This window comes from Pseudomonas sp. PDM05 (assembly GCF_014851685.1).
GTDB lineage: Bacteria > Pseudomonadota > Gammaproteobacteria > Pseudomonadales > Pseudomonadaceae > Aquipseudomonas.
This window is the reverse complement of the sequence record NZ_JACVAC010000001.1, coordinates 263,921-283,555: the sequence shown is the minus strand read 5'-3', so window position 1 is coordinate 283,555 and position 19,635 is coordinate 263,921. Positions and strand designations below refer to the sequence as shown.

At 59.2% G+C, this 19,635-nt stretch carries 15 protein-coding genes and 1 pseudogene; 15 read left to right on the top strand and 1 reads right to left on the bottom strand.

Features of this window, described 5'->3' with window-relative positions; genetic code table 11:
* Positions 1-26: 26 nt before the first annotated feature.
* A complete protein-coding gene (locus IB241_RS01350; RefSeq protein ID WP_192296613.1) occupies positions 27-1,754 on the top strand; it encodes an autotransporter assembly complex protein TamA in 1,728 nt (575 codons plus the stop codon).
* Positions 1,754-5,425: a translocation/assembly module TamB domain-containing protein gene (locus tag IB241_RS01345; RefSeq protein ID WP_192296612.1), complete on the top strand. Its 3,672-nt coding sequence runs from the start codon at positions 1,754-1,756 to the stop codon at positions 5,423-5,425. The genes IB241_RS01350 and IB241_RS01345 overlap by 1 nt, the downstream gene beginning before the upstream one ends.
* A gap of 113 nt (positions 5,426-5,538) precedes the next feature.
* On the opposite strand, the pseudogene IB241_RS01340 reads toward IB241_RS01345, so the two are convergent.
* Positions 5,539-5,718, bottom strand: a pseudogene (locus IB241_RS01340) (hypothetical protein); the annotation flags it as partial.
* A gap of 314 nt (positions 5,719-6,032) precedes the next feature.
* Here IB241_RS01340 and IB241_RS01335 point away from each other — a divergent pair.
* The 13 genes from IB241_RS01335 to IB241_RS01275 all read left to right on the top strand — a co-directional run bounded on the left by IB241_RS01335 (position 6,033) and on the right by IB241_RS01275 (position 19,628).
* A complete protein-coding gene (locus IB241_RS01335; RefSeq protein ID WP_192296611.1) occupies positions 6,033-6,506 on the top strand; it encodes a MarR family winged helix-turn-helix transcriptional regulator in 474 nt (157 codons plus the stop codon).
* Positions 6,503-7,954, top strand: a complete 1,452-nt coding sequence (locus IB241_RS01330; protein WP_192296610.1) for an efflux transporter outer membrane subunit — start codon at positions 6,503-6,505, stop codon at positions 7,952-7,954. Before IB241_RS01335 ends, IB241_RS01330 begins: the two co-directional genes overlap by 4 nt.
* 15 nt (positions 7,955-7,969) lie before the next feature.
* Positions 7,970-9,169 carry an efflux RND transporter periplasmic adaptor subunit gene (locus IB241_RS01325; protein ID WP_192296609.1) on the top strand — a complete coding sequence of 400 codons (1,200 nt, stop codon included), beginning with the start codon at positions 7,970-7,972 and terminating at the stop codon, positions 9,167-9,169.
* A complete protein-coding gene (locus IB241_RS01320; RefSeq protein ID WP_192296608.1) occupies positions 9,169-10,698 on the top strand; it encodes a DHA2 family efflux MFS transporter permease subunit in 1,530 nt (509 codons plus the stop codon). The genes IB241_RS01325 and IB241_RS01320 overlap by 1 nt, the downstream gene beginning before the upstream one ends.
* Before the next feature lie 250 nt (positions 10,699-10,948).
* A complete protein-coding gene (locus tag IB241_RS01315) occupies positions 10,949-13,342 on the top strand; it encodes a type VI secretion system Vgr family protein (RefSeq protein ID WP_192296607.1) in 2,394 nt (797 codons plus the stop codon).
* Between the two features lie 15 nt (positions 13,343-13,357).
* Positions 13,358-14,107: a DUF4123 domain-containing protein gene (locus tag IB241_RS01310; protein WP_192296606.1), complete on the top strand. Its 750-nt coding sequence runs from the start codon at positions 13,358-13,360 to the stop codon at positions 14,105-14,107.
* Positions 14,104-14,631 (top strand): DUF3304 domain-containing protein, encoded by a 528-nt coding sequence (locus tag IB241_RS01305; protein WP_192296605.1) that lies wholly within the window; start codon positions 14,104-14,106, stop codon positions 14,629-14,631. Before IB241_RS01310 ends, IB241_RS01305 begins: the two co-directional genes overlap by 4 nt.
* 80 nt (positions 14,632-14,711) lie before the next feature.
* On the top strand, positions 14,712-15,221 hold the full coding sequence (locus IB241_RS01300) for a DUF3304 domain-containing protein (protein WP_412547858.1): 510 nt from the start codon (positions 14,712-14,714) through the stop codon (positions 15,219-15,221).
* A gap of 138 nt (positions 15,222-15,359) precedes the next feature.
* The gene (locus IB241_RS01295) at positions 15,360-15,845 is read left to right on the top strand and encodes a DUF3304 domain-containing protein (protein WP_192297220.1); all 486 of its coding nucleotides are present in this window, start codon (positions 15,360-15,362) and stop codon (positions 15,843-15,845) included.
* Between the two features lie 80 nt (positions 15,846-15,925).
* Complete coding sequence (locus tag IB241_RS01290; protein ID WP_412547857.1) at positions 15,926-16,429, top strand: DUF3304 domain-containing protein; 504 nt, start codon at positions 15,926-15,928, stop codon at positions 16,427-16,429.
* A gap of 102 nt (positions 16,430-16,531) precedes the next feature.
* Positions 16,532-17,053, top strand: coding sequence for a DUF3304 domain-containing protein (locus tag IB241_RS01285; RefSeq protein WP_225595204.1), 522 nt, complete (start codon positions 16,532-16,534; stop codon positions 17,051-17,053).
* Positions 17,041-19,365 (top strand): T6SS phospholipase effector Tle1-like catalytic domain-containing protein, encoded by a 2,325-nt coding sequence (locus tag IB241_RS01280; protein WP_192296604.1) that lies wholly within the window; start codon positions 17,041-17,043, stop codon positions 19,363-19,365. Before IB241_RS01285 ends, IB241_RS01280 begins: the two co-directional genes overlap by 13 nt.
* On the top strand, positions 19,365-19,628 hold the full coding sequence (locus IB241_RS01275; RefSeq protein WP_192296603.1) for a PAAR domain-containing protein: 264 nt from the start codon (positions 19,365-19,367) through the stop codon (positions 19,626-19,628). Before IB241_RS01280 ends, IB241_RS01275 begins: the two co-directional genes overlap by 1 nt.
* Positions 19,629-19,635: the final 7 nt, after the last annotated feature.

Here is a 19,635-nt window from a genome sequence, read left to right as displayed (position 1 = left end):
CCCAAGCTCGTGTAGCATCCGCGCCTATGAAGTTTCCAGGAAGATTTACCAGCGGCTTGATTCTGCTGTTCACAAGCTGCGGCGCGTTGGCGCAAAGCGAATTGGACGTGCGCATCAAGCCCTCAAACGACGCGTTGAAAGCCAACATCGAAGGCTACATCGGCGGGGTGGGCGATCGTGATGAAGAGGCCTTGCTGCGGTTCAGCCGTGGCGCCGAGGAGCAGGCGCGTAAAGCGGCCCAGGCCTTGGGCTTCTACCAGCCACAGATCGAGAGCGACGTGAAGGGCGGCAAGAACCCGCGCCTGATCCTCACCATCGACCCCGGCGAACCGGTGCATTTGCGCGACGTGATCATTCGGGTCGACGGCCAGGCCGCGAACCTCAAGGCATTTCGCGTGCCCGCCAGCGACGACCTCAAACCCGGCGCCGTGCTCAACCACGGCCATTACGAAGACGCCAAGCGTCTGATCCAGAACCAGGCCTCGCGCTACGGCTTTTTCAGTGGGCGCTTTACCAGCCAGAAACTCGCGGTGGACCCTAAGGCGGGTGTCGCCGACATCGAACTGATCTATGACAGCGGTCCGCGTTATACCCTGGGCCAGGTCAACTTCAAGGGCGACACGCCGTTCGACGAAGAACTGCTGCAACGCATGGTGCCGTTCAAAAGCGGCGCTCCCTACGATTCCGAACTGATCGCCGAGCTCAACCAGAACCTGCAAGCCAGCGGCTTTTTCGAAGGCGTGCGCGTGGACGCCGCGCCCGCCGCCTCGGCCAACGATGTGATTCCGGTAGCCGTGCAACTGCAGACCCGCAAACCACGCACCATGGGCCTTGGCCTGGGTTTCTCGACCGACGTCGGCCCACGTGGCAAGGCCAACTGGACACGTCACTGGGTCAACCCCCAGGGCCACAGTTACGGCTGGGAAGCCGAATTGTCGGCACCTCGGCAGAACGTCGGGCTGTGGTACGACATCCCGCTGGACCCGCCCCTCACCGACAAACTGCGCTTCGCCGGTGGCTATCAGAACGAAGAACTGGCCAACACCGACACCCTGAGTAAATTGCTCACCCTCGGCCCCGAATGGCACAGCAAGCTGCCCAGCGGCTGGACCCGGGTGATCTCGCTCAAATACCAGCGCGAAGAATATCGCCTGGGCAATGATTCCGGCCTCAGCAACCTGGTGATGCCGGGCATCAGCTATTCCTACCTGCGCAGCGACAACCGCATCGACCCGCACCACGGCTACCGCCTGCAATTTGATTCCAAGGTGGCCAAAGAAGGCCTGGGCTCCGACACCAACCTGCTTTACGGCACGGCCATGGTCAAAGGCCTGACCACCTTGTGGCACAACCACCGCTTCCTCGCGCGCGCCCAGGTCGGCGGCAGTGCAACCAATGGCTACAAATCAGTGCCGCCGTCGCTGCGTTTCTTTGCCGGTGGCGACCAGAGCGTGCGCGGCTACGAGTACCAGACGTTGTCCCCCGAAAACGACCGTGGCGACCGCATTGGCGGCCGCTATATGGTGGCCCTGAGCGCCGAGTATCAATATTCCATCGCCGAGAAATGGCGGATCGCAACGTTTATCGACCAGGGCAACTCGTTTAATACCCTGGAAATGCCCAGCTTGAAGACCGGCGTGGGCGTCGGCATCCGTTGGGTTTCGCCGGTGGGGCCGATCCGCCTAGACCTGGCCCATGCCCTCGAAGATCCGGGCGGCGTTCGTTTGCACTTTTCCATGGGGCCTGAGTTGTGATGCGTGGTGTGAAAATAGCGGGCCTGGCCGTGGTGGCGATCCTCGCCGTGCTGTTGCTGGCCCTGTGGGCGGTACTCGGCACCCAGGCGGGCAGCCGCTGGGCCTTGGGCCGTGTGCCGGGCTTGACCGTGGAGAATTTCCAGGGCCATCTGGGTGGTCGCTGGAGCGCCGATCACCTGTTGTGGCAACAGGACAGCAGCCGCGTCGAGCTCAAGGCGCCGACATTGGATTGGTCGCCCGCGTGCCTGTTGCGCATGACATTGTGTGTCAACCAACTGGACGTGGAGCAGGTCAGCCTGCAATTTCCACCCTCCACCGAGCAAAGCAGCGGGCCGATCCAATTGCCCGAGTTGAAACTGCCCGTGGCGATCCAGTTGGGCGACGTTCGTGTCGGCAGCCTGCTGTTCAACGGCAGCGAAGAACTCAAGGGCCTGCAACTGGCCGCGCACTGGACCGTCGCAGGCATGCAGATCGATTCAGTGCACCTGCAACGCGACGATTTGGTGCTGGATCTGGCTGGCCTGCTGCAACCCACCGGCGATTGGCCATTGAGCGTTGCCGGCAACCTGAGCCTGCCTTACGCGCCAGGCGGCGCGCCCTGGACTGTCGCGCTGAAAGTCGAGGGCGACCTGCTCAAGACCCTCAAGCTCGACGCCGACAGCAGCGGTTACCTGCCCGCCAAGCTCAACGGCGAGCTGCAACCCCTGGCGGACAACCTCCCGGCGCAGGTGCGGATCACCGCCGATGGCTTCAAGCCCAGCGCCGACTTGCCCGACACCCTGCAACTCAATCAACTCGAGCTCACGGCCAAGGGCGACCTGAAAAGCGGCTACCAACTGCTGGGCAAAGCCGTACTGCCCGCGGAAAAAGGCCCGGTGGACCTGCTGCTGCAAGGCAAGGTCGACGCCAAGGGCGCGCAGATCGCCGGCCTGGACCTGACGGCAGGCGATAAACAAAGCCTCAAGCTCACGGCCCAATTGGATTGGCAGCAAGGCTTCAGCGCCGACGCCAAGATCGATTGGCTGGACTTCCCGTGGCATCGCCTGTACCCAGTGATCGACGAACCGCAGGTGGCGTTGCGTACGTTTAACGGTGAGATTTCCTACAAGGACGGCAACTACCTGGGCAACCTCAAGGCCGACCTCGACGGTCCCGCCGGCAAGTTCAATGTGGTCACGCCGTTCAGTGGCGACCTCCAGCAGATCTTCCTGCCCGAACTCAAGCTCACCGCCGGCCAAGGCAAGGCCGAAGGCCACTTGAACGTGCAGTTCGCCGACGGCATCGCCTGGGACACCGCACTCGACCTGTCGGCGCTGAACCCGGCTTACTGGGTCGCGGAACTGCCCGGCACCCTCGCCGGACCGTTGCGCAGCAAGGGCGAGTTCAAGAACGAGCAGCTCAAGCTGAACGCCGACCTTGACCTCAAGGGGCGCCTGCGTGGGCAAACCGCCGTACTCGCGGCCAAGGCCGAAGGTGCCGCTGATCAATGGACCCTGGCCAACCTGGACATACGCCTGGGCGACAACCGCATCAACGGCAGCGGCAGCCTGCAACAACGCCTCGCCGGGCAGATCGACATCAAGCTGGCGCGCCTGGCCCAGCTGTGGCCGCAGTTGCGGGGGCAAATCAACGGGCGTCTCGACGTGGCCGGTAGCCTCAACGCGCCCCAAGGCAAACTCGGCCTCAAGGGCCAGCAACTGGCCTTTGCCGACAATCGCCTGCAAAGCCTGAGCCTCGACGCCACGTTGGATAGCGCCCAGCGCGCGAAGATCGACCTCAAGGGCAGCGGCATCCAATCCGGTGACACCCAGGTCGGCACCCTGACCGCCAGCGCCGCAGGCGACATCAAGAACCAGAAGGTCCAACTCGACCTGGCCGGCCCGCTGGTCAGGCTCGCCCTGGCGTTGGACGGCAACCTCGACAAAGGCAACTGGCGCGGGCGCCTGGCCAGTGGCAATGTGCAAGCCGGCGGCCAGGACTGGAAGCTGCAAGCCCCGGCGAAAATCGAACGCATGGCCGACGGCAAGTTGACCTTCGCCGCGCACTGCTGGGTGTCCGGCTCTGCCAGCCTGTGCGGTGAGGATCAGCGCCTGATGCCCGAGCCCAAGCTGCGTTATCACCTCAAGCAATTTCCCATCGACAGCCTGGCGGCGTTTCTGCCCAAGGACTTCGCCTGGCAGGGCATGCTCAACGCCGACCTGCAACTGGACCTGCCCAACAGCGGCCCCAAGGGCGTGATCGCGGTGGATGCCGGCAGCGGCACCTTGCGCGTGAAGGACAAAGACCAGTGGTTGGACTTCCCCTACGACACCTTGAAGCTGGAAACCACCCTCAACCCCAAGCGCATCGACACCCAGCTGAACTTCCATGGCGGCAAACTCGGTGAACTGACGGTACAGGCGCAGATCAATCCATTGCCGAAAAACAAGCCGATCACCGGCAACTTCAGCCTGGTCGGGCTGGATCTGGCGGTGGCGCGGCCGTTTGTGCCGATGGTGGAAACCCTCAGCGGCAAGCTCAACGGCAACGGACGTATCTCCGGTGGCCTGCTCGCGCCGCAGGTCAACGGCAACGTCAATCTGGTGGGGGGCGAAGTGTCCGGCCCGGAACTGCCGATCAGCCTTGAGGGCCTCAACGTGCAGGCGCTGATTGCTGGCGAGAGCGTGCAACTCAACGGTGGCTGGCGCAGTGGCAAGGCCGGGCAGGGCAGCCTCAAGGGCCGGATCGACTGGGGTCGCGCCCTGGCGGTGGACCTCAGCCTGCAAGGCTCGCAATTGCCGGTCACGGTGGAGCCTTACGCCGTGCTCGAAGTGGCGCCCGACCTGAAAATCAGCCTCAAGGATGACAAGCTGGCCATCGCCGGCAAGGTGCAGATCCCACGCGGTGACATCACCGTGCGGGAGTTGCCGCCGTCCACGGTCAAGGTCTCCGGCGACACCGTGATCATTGGCAGCCAGACCGAAGAGGGCAAACCGCCGATGGCCATGGCGATGGACATTGATGTGGCGGTGGGCGAAGACAAGCTCAACTTCTCCGGCTTTGGCCTCACCGCCAAAGTGCAGGGGCACGTGCACATCGGCGACAACCTCGACACCCGTGGCGAGCTGTGGCTCAACGATGGCCGCTACCGTGCCTATGGGCAGAAGCTCGATGTGCGTCGCGCGCGGTTGCTGTTCGCAGGCCCCTTGGATCAGCCGTACCTGGACATCGAAGCGATCCGCAAGACCGACGACATCATCGCCGGTATCCGTCTGAGCGGCAGCGCCGAGCAGCCCACCACGCAAATTTTCTCCGAGCCGGCCATGAGCCAGGAGCAGGCGTTGTCCTACCTGGTGCTGGGGCGTCCGCTGACCACCACCGGCGAAGACAACAACATGCTTGCCCAAGCCGCACTGGGGCTGGGCTTGATGGGCAGCGCCGGGGTTACGTCGGACCTGGCGAAGAACCTGGGTATCCAGGACTTTGAACTCGACACCCAAGGCAGCGGTACCACCACGGCGGTGGTGGCCAGCGGCAAGATCACCGAGAAACTCAGCCTGCGCTACGGGGTGGGGGTGTTTGAGCCGGCGAGCACGATTGCGCTGCGGTATTTGTTGAGCAAGAAGGTGTACCTGGAAGTGGCGAGTGGCGTGGCCAGCTCGTTGGACATCTTCTACAAACGCGACTTTTGAGTCATACACAGTAAAAAATGTGGGAGCGGGCTTGCTCGCGAATGCGGTGGATCAGCCAATGAATCTGTTGACTGACACACCGCATTCGCGAGCAAGCCAGCTCCCACATTTAGTTATGGGTGTTCCTGAAGTTGTGGGGCGCACTTCAAGTCCACCCGCTCATAATTGAGCGCCTTGTTGCGTTCCCCTAACGCATAGCTCGCCTGGCACTGCTGCTCGCCCCATTGGATTACCAATGTGCCGGTATCCTGTTCGACCAAGGCCAGTGCCTTGCCGTTGGGATCGGAACTAGCACCCGTGCAAACGTCTCGCCCGCGGCCCTGGCTGTAGCTGGCGCTGACATCCATCATCGAGGTGCGCCCGCCGGCGTGACGACCGCGAGGCAAGCAAACTGTTTTAAGGAAGTCATGGGAAGGAGGGTGTCGACTGGCCAAAAGGCTACTCAGATTACTCAGCGAAGGCGTCACACCCCATCAGGCAATCCTTAGAACCCCACCATTCATCCGCCAATTACCAAGCAAGCTAATAATTTCTTTTGACATTCGCTGCCTAGGCAGTAACATCTTGTCATACATTCACTGCCTAGGCAGTAATAAGGTGACTTCCGATGCCCCACTTCACCCCTGACAGCTTTCGCAACTGCCACCTCGGCCTGCTCCTTGGCCGGGCGGCGCTGCTCAAGGACCGTATTATCGACACCCATATGGAGCCGTACGGCGTCACTGCCGCGCAGTTCAAGGTGTTGATCATCATTGCCCAGTTCGACGTGGACACCCCGGCAGAGCTGTGCCGCCACCTGTCCCTGGACAGCGGTTCCATGACCCGCATGCTCGACCGCCTGGAACAGAAAGGCTTGCTCGCGCGCCAGCGTTCCGAGCAGGACCGGCGCCAAGTGCGCTTGGTGCTCACCGAAGACGGCCAGCGCCTGGCCGACATGCTGCCGCACATCGGCGCCCAGTCGATGAACGAGTTGGCCGGGGCCCTGGAGCCCGGCGAACTGCAGACCCTGGAGCGGATTCTCAAGAAAATTCTGGTAGCTGCCGGTGACGCCATCGTCATCCAGCGGGTAGGTAAAGAATGAACATACGTGCACTCAGCCTGGTGCTGGTGGCCATGAGCATGGCCGGTTGCGCCAACTACAGCGGCCTCGACACCCAAGGCAAACGCCTCGACGCCGGCACTTTGCAAACGCGTAAGACCTTGAGCGACGTGACCCTGTCGAGTGCCGCCTGGCCCAGCGCCGATTGGTGGAAAAGCCTTGGCGACCCGCAACTCGACGGCCTGATCCAGGAAGCCCTGCAAAACAGCCCGGACATGCAAGTGGCCAGCGCCCGTGCCCACCAGGCCGAAGCCGCCGCCTACGCCGCCGACGCGGCGCGTATGCCAACCCTGGATGCCAGCGCCGGTGTGACCCGCTCGCGCTTGGCGAAAGACCAGGACCCACGCGGGCAGGGCGATGCCTACTCGACCGTGCGCAATATCGGCGCCAGCTTCAACTACACCTTCGACCTCTGGGGCGGCCAGCGTGCGGCCTGGGAAGCGGCGTTGGGCGAGGCGCGTGCCGCCCAGGTCGACCAGCAGGCTGCGCGCCTGACCCTGGCCGCCAATGTGGCCAAGGCCTACAGCGATCTGGGCCAGGCCCATATCGTGCGCGACCTGGCCAATGACGACCTCAAGCGCACCCGGCAGATGCTCGACCTGGGCAAGCGCCGGCTGAACTCGGGCATCGACAGCCAATACCAGTACCAGCAGACCGAAAGCCTGGAAGCCAGCGCCCAGTCGCAACTGATCGACGCGGAAAAACAGCTGAAAAGCGCCAAGATCGCCCTGGCCGTGTTGCTCGGCAAAGGCCCGGACCGTGGCAATGAATTGGCCCGGCCCAACGTACTGAAACCCAGCGCGGTCGCCGTGCCCTCGGTGCTGCCGGCCGAGCTGCTGGGGCGGCGCCCGGACCTGATCGCCGCACGCTGGCGGGTCGAATCGGCAGGCAGGAACATCGATGCCAGCAAGACGCGCTTCTACCCCAACCTCAACCTGAGCGCGAGCGCTGGGGCCGAGTCGTTGCTGGGCGATGCGATGTTCGGGTCGGCCAGCCGCTTCTTCAACATTGCACCGACGATCTCACTGCCGATCTTCGACGGCGGCCGCCTGCGCGCCGACCTCGATGCCCGCGACGCCGACTACGACCTGGCGGTGGCGCAGTACAACAAAACCCTGGTGCAAGCCCTGGGCGATATCGGCAACACCCTTTCGCAACTGCGCGACACCGGCCGGCAGATCCAGGCCCAGCAACATGCCGCGGACATTGCCCAGCAGTCGTACGACACCGGGGTACAGCGCTACAGCTCCGGGATCGGTAACTACCTGGATGTGCTGAGCATCGAGCAGCAATTGCTGCAGGCCCAGCGCCAGCTGGCGACGCTGAACGCCGCGCAGATCGATCTTTCGATTCAACTGATGCAGGCCCTGGGCGGCGGCTACAGCGCCGACAACGTGGCAGCGACCACCCCAGCCACACGCACGGAATAATTTGAGGTACTTGTCATGGCCACTGCCGAAAACACCAACGCAACCGAACAACCGAAAGACAACAACCCCCGCAAACGCAAAGTGATGCTGATCGGCCTGGCGCTGATCGTCATCCTCAGCGTCGTCGGCGTGTGGGCCTGGCACGAACTTTACGGTCGCTTCAGCGAAAGCACCGACGACGCCTATGTGAACGGCAACGTGGTGGAAATCACCCCGCTGGTCACGGGCACCGTGGTCAGCATCGGCGCCGACGATGGCGACCTGGTCCACGAAGGCCAGGTGCTGGTCAACTTCGACCCGAACGACGCCGCCGTCGGCCTGCAAAGTGCCCAGGCCAACCTGGCCCGCACCGTGCGCCAGGTGCGCGGCCTGTACAGCAACGTCGACGGCATGAAGGCCCAGGTCAACGCGCAGAAAGCCGACGTGCAAACCGCCCAGGACAACTTCAACCGGCGTAAAACCCTGGCCCAGGGTGGCGCGATTTCCCAGGAAGAACTGTCCCACGCCCGCGACAGCCTGACCGCCGCGAAGAACGCCCTGACCAACCTTGAGCAGCAACTGAAAACCACCAACGCGCTGGTGGATGACACCGTGATCAGCTCCCACCCGGACGTGCAAGCCGCTGCCGCGCAACTGCGCCAGGCCTACCTGACCGATGCGCGCAGCACCCTGATCGCGCCGGTCACCGGCTACGTCGCCAAGCGCACCGTGCAACTGGGCCAGCGCGTGCAACCAGGCACCGCGTTGATGGCGGTGATCCCGCTGAACCAACTGTGGATCGACGCCAACTTCAAGGAGACCCAGCTGCGCGATATGCGCATCGGTCAGCCGGTGGACATCGAGTCGGACATCTATGGCAGTGACGTGAAATTCAGCGGCACCATCGATAGCCTCGGCGCGGGCACCGGCAGTGCATTTGCCTTGCTGCCGGCGCAGAACGCCACGGGTAACTGGATCAAGATCGTGCAGCGGGTACCGGTGCGCATCCACATCAACGCCACCGAGCTGGCCAAGCACCCGCTGCGGGTGGGCTTGTCGACTCAGGTCAGCGTTGACCTGCACGACCAGAGCGGCCCGGTGCTGGCGCAACAGGCGCCGCAAAAAGCCTCGTTCAGCACCAACGTGTATGACCGCCAGCTCGCCGAGGCCGATGCCATGATCACCCAGTTGATCCATGACAACAGCATCGCCGCGCCCAAGGCTGTGCAACGCTGATGAGCAATAACGCCTCCTTCACGCCACCCAGCCTGTTGATGGCCACTATTGGCCTGTCGCTGGCGACCTTTATGCAGGTGCTCGACACCACCATCGCCAACGTGGCGTTGCCGACGATTTCCGGCAACCTTGGCGTGAGTTCGGAGCAGGGCACCTGGGTCATCACCTCCTTCGCGGTGAGCAACGCCATCGCCTTGCCGCTGACCGGCTGGCTCAGCCGCCGGTTTGGCGAGGTGAAGCTGTTCCTGTGGGCAACCATCCTGTTTGTGCTGGCGTCGTTCCTCTGTGGTATTTCCACGTCGATGCCCGAGCTGATCGCCTTCCGGGTCCTGCAAGGCCTGGTCGCGGGGCCGTTGTACCCGATGACCCAGACGCTGCTGATCGCGGTCTACCCGCCGGCGAGGCGCGGCATGGCCCTGGCGTTGCTGGCGATGGTCACGGTGGTGGCGCCGATTGCCGGGCCGATCCTCGGTGGCTGGATCACCGACAGCTACAGCTGGCCGTGGATCTTTTTTATCAACGTGCCGATCGGCATCTTTGCAGTGATGGTGGTGCGTTCGCAGCTGAAGAAACGCCCGGTGGTCACCAGCCACCAACCGATGGATTACGTTGGGTTGCTCAGCTTGATCGTCGGTGTGGGCGCCTTGCAGATCATCCTCGACAAGGGCAATGACCTGGACTGGTTCGAATCTAACTTCATCATCATCGGCGCGGCGATTTCGGTGATTGCCCTGGCGGTGTTCATTATCTGGGAGCTCACCGACAAACACCCGGTGGTCAACCTGAAGCTGTTCGCGCACCGCAACTTCCGCATCGGCACCATCGTGTTGATCCTCGGTTATGCGGGCTTCTTCGGGATCAACCTGATCCTGCCGCAATGGCTGCAAACCCAGATGGGCTACACCGCCACCTGGGCCGGCCTGGCGGTGGCGCCGATTGGCATCCTGCCGGTGTTGATGTCGCCGTTCGTGGGCAAGTACGCGCACAAGTTCGACCTGCGTCTGCTGGCGGGCCTGGCGTTCCTGGCAATTGGCTTGAGCTGCTTCATGCGGGCAGGCTTTACCAATGAGGTGGACTTCCAGCACATCGCCCTGGTGCAGTTGTTCATGGGCATCGGCGTGGCGCTGTTCTTTATGCCGACCTTAAGCATCCTCATGTCCGACCTGCCGCCGCACCAGATCGCCGACGGCGCCGGCCTGGCGACCTTCCTGCGGACCCTGGGTGGCAGCTTCGCGGCGTCGCTGACCACCTGGATCTGGATTCGCCGCGCAGACCAGCACCATGCCTACATGAGTGAAAACATGACCACCTACGACTCGGCCACACGCAATGCGCTGGATGCCTTGGGCGGGGCAGGGCAGAAAGCCTACACGCAGCTGGACCAGATCCTCACCAGCCAGGCATACATGATGTCCACCGTGGATTACTTCACGTTGCTGGGGTGGATGTTCATGGGGTTGATGCTGTTGGTGTGGCTGGCGAAGCCGCCGTTTACGGCGAAGGCGGGGCCGGCGGCTTCCGGGCACTGATCCACGAAATGTGGAATGCAATCCCCTGTGGGAGCTGGCTTGCCTGCGAAGACGGTGGTTCAGTCGATGCCTTGGTTGACTGACACACCGCCTTCGCGAGCAAGCCCGCACAGTTGGATCTGTGTTCACATCGGCAACTGACGCTATAGGTTGGGAAGTGCCCTGCTTTTAAAGAGGACCTTTCCGACATTATTCGCCGATAACAAATCTTTACTCTCTGGACTTTCGCACCGTCCAGGGATGACAAGGTATGAATACGAGCGTACTGCCGAGCGCTTTCTTTGATCACAGCCGACACAGACTCAGGGTCTACGGTGTCGATCCGTTGCTCGACGTGCTGGCTTTTCGCGGCGAAGAGCGGCTGAGCCGTCCCTTCAAGTACCACATCGAATTCACCTGCACCGAGCGCGATCTGGCGGTCGACCGAGTGCTGGGCAAACCCGCAACTTTCAGCCTTTTTTCCTTGCCGCCCAAGCCTGTCCTGGTTTGGCAGCCACCTCCAAAAAACAAGCCACTTCGCACCCTGACCGGCGTTGTCACCGGCTTCAAACGCCTGTCTGGTTCCAGTGATGAAGGCCGCTACGAAATCATCCTCGAACCACGTCTGGCGCTGCTGGCGCAGGGCAAGCAATTTCGCATTTACCAGCAGCAATCCGTGCCGCAGATCGTTGAGCACATCCTGCGTAGCCGTCACGGTTTTGAAGGGCAGGATTTTTACTTCCAACTGCTGCGCGACTACCCCAGGCGCGAGCAGGTCATGCAGTACGACGAAAGTGATCTGGCCTTTATTTCACGGCTGCTGGCCGACGTTGGCATCTGGTATCGCTTCGTTCGCGATGAGCGATTGAATCTTGATGTCGTGGAGTTTCACGATCACCAGCGTTACTACCAGTTCGACGTCGAGTTGCCCTATCGACCGCCCTCCGGGCTTGGCAGCGATCAGGACTGTGTGTGGAAACTGCAAACCCACCATCAGGTTGTAGAGCAACACGTCAACGTTCGCGCTTATCAATACCGGGATGCCAATGCGTGTCTCGACGGCGACATCGACCAGACCCGTGGTGCCACCACCACTTATGGCGAGGCATACCACTATGCCGAACCCTACAGCGTGCTCGGGAACAGGCTGGATACTGACGAGGACCTGCCCACCGAAAGCGGCTATAGCTACGCGCGCCTGCGGCATGAACGCTACCTCAATAACCAGACCCGGCTCAGCGGGCTTAGCACCAGTGCAACGCTGGCGCCAGGCCAGGTACTGACCATTACCGGCGGCGCGCCCAAGGCGTTCATGCCCAGGGTGGTGATCACCCAACTGACAACCCGTGCTGCCCGCGATCGCAGCCTTGAGGTCAGCTTCGACGCCATCCCCTATTCGGAAACCGTATGTTACCGACCGCCGTTGCAACCCAAGCCAAGTATCGCCGGCACCGTCCCGGCTCGTGTCTCCAACCCGGGGGTGAACGACCCTTACGCGCATATCGACCTGGAGGGGCGCTACAAGGTCAATTTCCTGTTTGATCGCGACACTTGGACGCGCGGCGAGGAGAGCCTCTGGCTGCGCCTGGCCCGGCCTTATGCGGGGGATACTCACGGCTTGCACCTGCCACTGATCGCGGGCACCGAAGTGGCCGTGGCGTTCGAGCAAGGTGACCCAGACCGCCCTTATATCGCTCACGCCCTGCACGACAGCGCACGCCCTGATCACGTCACCCTGCGCAACTACAAACGCAATGTGTTGCGCACGCCGGCCAATAACAAATTGCGCATGGATGACACCCGGGGTGAGGAGCACATCAAGCTCAGCACCGAATACAGCGGCAAGAGCCAGCTAAACCTCGGTCATATCGTAGATGCCGGAAAGAACAAGCGCGGCGAGGGGTTCGAACTGCGCACTGACGGCTGGGGCGCGATGCGGGCCGCAAAAGGCCTGCTGATCAGTGCGGATCAACAGAGCAAAGCCTCTGGCGCGGTCTTGGCGATGGACCCGGCCACGCAGCTGATACAGGGGGCTGCGCAGCAAATGGCCGACTGGCAGACCATCGCCCAGGCCCACCGAAGCCCTCAACCGGCCATCAACGGTTTACAGCAGTTGCAGGCTGACGCAAAAGACCTGGCAGCCCCGGCCATCCTGCTCAGCGCTCCCCAAGGTATTGGCGCGGTTACGCCGTCCAGCCTGCTGCTCAAAAGCGGCGACGCGCTGTACCTGCAAAGCCGCGACGACATCCATCTAGCCGCCGCCCGGCAGCTCTCGGCTCACGCCAACCAAGGCATTTCCCTGCTCGCTCAGCAGCACGGCATGCGCCTGGTCTCGGGCAAGGGACCGCTGGAAATCGAGTCCCACGGTGATTTGCTCAATTTGATCGCACAGCAGGACATCAGCGTGCAGTCGGTGCAGGGGCAAGTGCACCTGACCGCCAGGAACGGCATCACCCTGGGGTGTGGTGGCGGTTACCTGCGGATTCACCCGAGTGGCGCAATCGACATCCACAGCCCAGGCAAGTTGCTCCTCAAGGGGCAGCATGTGTGGGAGGGGCCTGCGGGCCTGAGCTTTGCGTTGCGTGAGTTGCCGCAGTCGGTGTGTGAGGACTGCCTTAAGAGAGCACGCGCAAAGGCCATCACCCTTTTGATGCGTGAAGGTTGATCAGGAGAGAGTGACATGTCAGCACCTATCCCATGGCAGGACCAGGTCGAACACGTATGTGCCACCGCCGGTGTGCACTCTGTAGATCTGCTATTTGATCAGGCCGCCTGGCACACCGACCTTATCGGGGCGCTGGAGCAAATAAGGCCAGCGATCCCCTGGTTTTCACTGTTCACGGGAACCCCCGAGGAACACATGTTGGACCAGGCCCCCCTATTGATGCGCCTGGACTTGACCCATTGGCGGCATAAAGCCTGGCTGGAGGAACTACTGACTCACGGCGCAGCCGACGCACGCGTGTTGGTGGTGATCTCGCCGCTGGCCTTTGAAACCCTGAGTCACGCGCTGCGAGCACTTTCGCAAATCCGCTGGGGCGGTAAAGCCGGCCTGTTGCGTTACTACGACCCGCGCAGCTTTCCCTTATTGATGTCTTCGATTTTTACCGACCAACAACGCACTGAGTTTCGGCAACTGGCTTTTTTTTGGGGCTGGTTTGATCGAGATGAGCAAATGCAGTGGCTCAAGGGACATGCATTGGGTGGAAAGAGCGCCGTTCACGTTTCACCTTTTCTGGAATTGAGCGACGAACAGTTCGAGTTGATGGGGTGTATCAGCGATGCGCAGGAGTTAATGAACAGCGGAGAGTTTTATCAAGCACTTGGAGGCCGGGAGCAGCGTTTCTCTTTGTTCTACTCATTAGCCTTGAAGGCCAGTCGGGGAAATTATTTTGGTGATTTTCATGAGTATGTAAGGAGCAGGTTATGAGGTTGAAGCGTTGCTTGCTTTGCTTGGGTTTTGTGGGGTGCGGCCTGGCGGTTTTAATGTTGTTGGGGTGTGCGTTTACCGAAAACAAAATGGTGGCCGGGAATATAGCGGCGATTAATCATGTTGAAGGTACGGCAATTAATTGGTTTTCGGTGAATGGCTATAGAGCCCACGGCGGAGGGGGGAGTTCGTGTTGCATTATTTTGCCGGTTAAGTGGCGGCCGGGGTTGAAGGTGGATGTTGAATGGGAAGTCGACTTGGATCCTTATGCTTATTCGAAGTGGCCGCCGTTGGGGAGTGATGGCTATAGGGCTGAACAAGTTAAGCACAAAGCCAAATATCGGCATTACAGTGCTACGGTTGATCTTCCGGAATGGCCAGAAAGAAAATCTTGCGATCTAAAGGTGCACTTCTTAACTTGCAATCGCGTTGCAGTTACTACTGCTTGCGCGATATATGGTCGACCAGATTATCCGATCAAAGAACCTAGGCGCGCAAAGGAGCCAGTTGTATGTGCGAAGTGACGCGTTTCATGATTAATTTTTTTAGGGGGCAGAGTTTGTTTTTCTCGTTGCTGAGGTCGGTAGTGTGTTTTATTGGAAAGATAAGCGCGGTTTTGAAATGCCTGTGTGGGTTATTGGTGCTTACATTGTTGGGGTGTACGTTCGCTGAAAATAAGATGGTAGCCGGGAATATAGCAGCGATTAATCATGTTGAAGGTACTGCAATTAATTGGTTTTCGGTGAATGGCTATAGGGCGCACGGCGGAGGAGGGAGCTCGTGTTGCATTATTTTGCCGGTTAGATGGCGGCCGGGTTTGAAGGTGGATGTTGAGTGGGAGGTTGATCCTGATCGCTTTGCGAAAATAAAAAGAAAAACAATCGGGTTTGGATTTGATGAGGACGCCTGGGCCAGTCACAAGGCTAAATTTCGACAGTACCGAGTTACAGTCGATGTTCCTAAATGGCCGGAAAAAAAGTCGTGCAGTATGAATATTCATTTCTTGACTTGTAAGCGAGTGGAGGTGACGACCTCGTGCTGGGTGTACGGTCACCCAAGTTATCCCATCCAAGAACCACTTGATATGAAGGAGCCAGCTGTATGCCCCAATTAGAAAGTAACTCAAAGGATAACGTTTTTGTTCCGACTCGTAAGTCTTGGTGGTCAGTCGATAAAATTATATTGGTAATTTGAGTGAGTGTGTAAGGAGCAGGTTATGAGCCTGAAGAGATGCTTGCTTTGCTTTGGTTTTATGGGGGGCGGCCTGGCGACTTTAGTGTTGTTGGGGTGTGCGTTTACTGAAAATAAAATGGTGGCCGGGAATATAGCAGCGATCAATCATGTTGAAGGTACTGCGATTAATTGGTTTTCGGTGAATGGGTATAGAGCGCACGGCGGAGGGGGGAGTTCGTGTTGCATCATTATGCCGGTTAAGTGGCGGCCGGGGTTGGAAGTGGAGGTTGAGTGGGAGGTTGATCCTAATTCATCCGCAGAAATGCCATCTGTTACGTCGAATAAGTTTCACGAGGTTTATGCAAGGCACGCTGAGAACTACAGGGTTTATAGAGCTGTTGTTGCCATTCCGGAATGGCCTGAAAAAAAATCTTGCGACCTAAAGGTGCATTTCTTAACTTGCAATCGCGTTGCAGTTACTACTGCTTGCGCGATATATGGTCGACCAGATTATCCGATCAAAGAACCTAGGCGCGCAAAGGAGCCAGTTGTATGTGTGAAGTGACGCGTTTCATGATTAATTTTTTTAGGGGGCAGAGTTTGTTTTTCTCGTTGCTTAGGTCGGTAGTGTGTTTTATTGGAAAGATAAGCGCGGTTTTGAAATGCCTGTGTGGGTTATTGGTTCTTACATTGTTGGGGTGTACGTTCGCTGAAAATAAAATGGTGGCCGGGAATATAGCAGCGATTAATCATGTTGAAGGTACTGCGATTAATTGGTTTTCGGTGAATGGCTATAGGGCGCACGGCGGAGGAGGGAGTTCGTGTTGCATCATTATGCCAGTTAAGTGGCGACCGGGGTTGAAGATGGATATTGAGTGGGAGGTTGATCCGAACAGCGATGTTGCTACGCCTCCGATAGGAACGAATGAGTTCAAAGCCTTTATGGTCAAGCATAAATCCAATTACCGACGTTACAGCGCAGTCGTTGATGTTCCGGAGTGGCCAGAAAGAAAATTGTGTAGTCTGAATGTTCATTTTTTGACTTGTAAGCGAGTGGAAGTGACGACCTCGTGCTGGGTGTACGGTCACCCAAGTTATCCCATCCAAGAACCACTTGATATGAAGGAGCCAGCTGTATGCCCCAATTAGAAAGTAACTCAAAGGATAACGTTTTTGTTCCGACTCGTAAGTCTTGGTGGTCAGTCGATAAAATTATATTGGTAATTTGAGTGAGTGTGTAAGGAGCAGGTTATGAGCCTGAAGAGATGCTTGCTTTGCTTTGGTTTTATGGGGGGCGGCCTGGCGACTTTAGTGTTGTTGGGGTGTGCGTTTACTGAAAATAAAATGGTGGCCGGGAATATAGCAGCGATCAATCATGTTGAAGGTACTGCGATTAATTGGTTTTCGGTGAATGGGTATAGAGCGCACGGCGGAGGGGGGAGTTCGTGTTGCATCATTATGCCGGTTAAGTGGCGGCCGGGGTTGGAAGTGGAGGTTGAGTGGGAGGTTGATCCTAATTCATCCGCAGAAATGCCATCTGTTACGTCGAATAAGTTTCACGAGGTTTATGCAAGGCACGCTGAGAACTACAGGGTTTATAGAGCTGTTGTTGCCATTCCGGAGTGGCCTGAAAAAAAATCTTGCAGTCTGAATGTTCATTTTTTGACCTGTAATCGCGTGGAGGTGACGACCTCGTGCTGGGTATATGGTCACCCAAGCTATCCGATCCAAGAACCACTTGATATGCAGGAGCCAGCTGTATGCCCGAATTAAAAAACAACTCAAAAGACAACGCTTTTGGTCCACCTGTTTTTCCTCTCGGTGGTCGATTGCCAACTGACGCGGTAAGGGTAAGCGAGAACTATAATAAGCAGATGGCTGAAGAGAGGTATTTTTGCCGGCAGCGCGATTCCCAAGGAAGAAGCCAACGTTTTGAATGTTGCCACAGCTTGCACGTAAGTTTGTTTTTCGATGGAACCAATAATAACGAAAATAACGACACTCAAAAGGATCACCCTAGCAATATTGCTAAACTATTTCATGCATCGCTTCAAGGTCCAAAGGCCCAAAAGAGCGGCTATTACTCTTACTACATGCCCGGTGTTGGCACTCCATTTCCGGAAGTAGGCGAGTTGGATTACAGCGAGAAGGGGTTGAAGTACGCCACCGGTGGAGAGGATCGCATCAACTGGGCGTTGGTCTCCATCGCTGATGCGTTGCATTGGGCGTTGACCAGGAATCGATTGTTGCAGGATGACTGTGCAGAAGCTGTCACCAAAATGAGCACGTGGTCTACGCCCTTGATGAGTACCCTTGGCACAAGCAATCGTCGCTCCGTAATGACCAGCCTGCTTGCCCCTTTGAAAGCCCGCGTGCCGGTAGCGCAGCCCAAGGTTCTGGGAATCAAACTCTTCGTATACGGTTTCTCCCGAGGCGCCGCAGAGGCCCGCACTTTTGTCTCTTGGCTAAGCCAGCTATTCGACACCCCAGAAGGCGCCGAGCGCCCCGAACAAAGCCTGATTGGTCTGCCAATCAGCGTCGAGTTTCTCGGCCTGCTGGATACCGTGGCCTCGGTCGGCATCGCTCACGCCGCGCCGTTTTTTGCAGGGCATATGGATTGGGCCGATAACACTCAGTTATTGCCCGACGCCCAACGTTTCCCTGATCTGGTCAAGTGCTGCCGCCATTTCGTCGCGGGATTCGAACAGCGCTCGTGTTTCCCGCTGGATTCGATACGCAATGAGGATGGCAAGTACCCAGCCAACACCATCGAAGTGGTCTACCCCGGCGTTCATTCCGATGTGGGGGGCGGCTACCCAAAAAATGATCAGGGCAAGGCACGCGGTGGTACCAATGAACTAGTTTCACAGATCGCTTTGCACGACCTGTATGCCGAAGCCTTCGCTGCGGGCGCACCGTTGCAGGTTCCGGAGCAGGCATTGCCTGAAAGCTTGCAGCGCAACGAATCTTGGCGGAGGTTGGGGCCGGACACAAAAGAGGAGTTCGATATCAGCCCCCTCGTTATCGAACGCTTCAACGCCTGGCGCCAAACCCTCCCAGGCATCCCTTGCGACCCACCCACCGCCACTCCCCCCTGGTCCTACCAACCCATCCAGCTCACCACCACTGTCGAAGACACCCTGGCCGACCAACTGGGCTGGATCACCGGCTGGCGCGTCGGCCGTTTTGCCAACGACAGCTACAAACACCAACCCTTCTTCACTCAAGCCCACGAGACCACGGCCTACGATGAGGGCCAACAACGCGAGCACTACGAAGCGCTGAAAAGGGCTCTCAAAAAACACCGCGAGCAAACCCCTGATGCGGCCAAAACCTTCCCGGGCCCGCCCATCTACGAACCGAAGATCGACCAGACCCAACTGAGTCAGGCCGCTGCCGAGTTCAAGGCCGACTACACCGGCAGCAAACGCGAACAAACCAGCTTGAAGGGTTACGTGCTGGACGTGGTGCTGCGCGACGCGATCTACCTGCTCAACGAAGATGACGAAGCCAAGGACCACGCCGCACTCAAGGCGGCGGGCGAGCGACGTTGCAAACAGCTGTTCCGGGATGACCGAGGTACGCCCAGTACGGAAGAAAATATGGCCCTGCTGGTCGCGCTGTTCGACGATCAAGTCCACGACTCGCGCGCCTGGTTCATGCACGATGCGCTGAAAACCCGTGAGCTGTGGGCCGGTTACTTTTTTTACCGCATGACCTATTTCGGCAATGAAAACAGCCGCGAGCTTTCCCCGGTGGTGGTGGCGGGGCGGATGCTGGGTGTGGCGATGGTGGTTGGGGCCACGGTGTATGGCATCAAGCGAAAAAATGCCCTGGGTGGCCTTGCCGCCGGTATCAGCGGCGCGACCATCGGTTATCAGGTTATCGACAAGGCCACGGGCCTGGTGGTGCCGTTCCTGCCGGGGGCCGAGCAAATCCTCAAGCCAACCGCGCACATCGGTTTGGTGGCCGCCGAGCTGAAAACTCAAATCGCCCAGGAGGATCTGGCCGAGCGCCTGGAACGCACCACTGCCATGTTGCGCGCGGCGGGCAGCTTGTTTGGGATCGACGGGGAGGTGGCCTGATGTTGCCTTTAGTGCGTCTCGGTGATCCTTTGCAGCCCTTTGGCGGCGAGGTTTTGCAAGGCCATTTCCTGGCCTTCGGCAAACCGGTGGCCTGCATGGGCGACCCCGTCCGCTGTAAAAAGCACGGCCTGAACAAAATCAGTGAAGGCACTGCGGGTTCCACAATGGACGGCAAACCTGTGGCGCTGCACGGGCACCGATGTGAGTGCGGCTGCCGTTTGGTGAGCACGCTTGCTACTGCATCGATGGGGGTGTCGCCATGACTCGGCC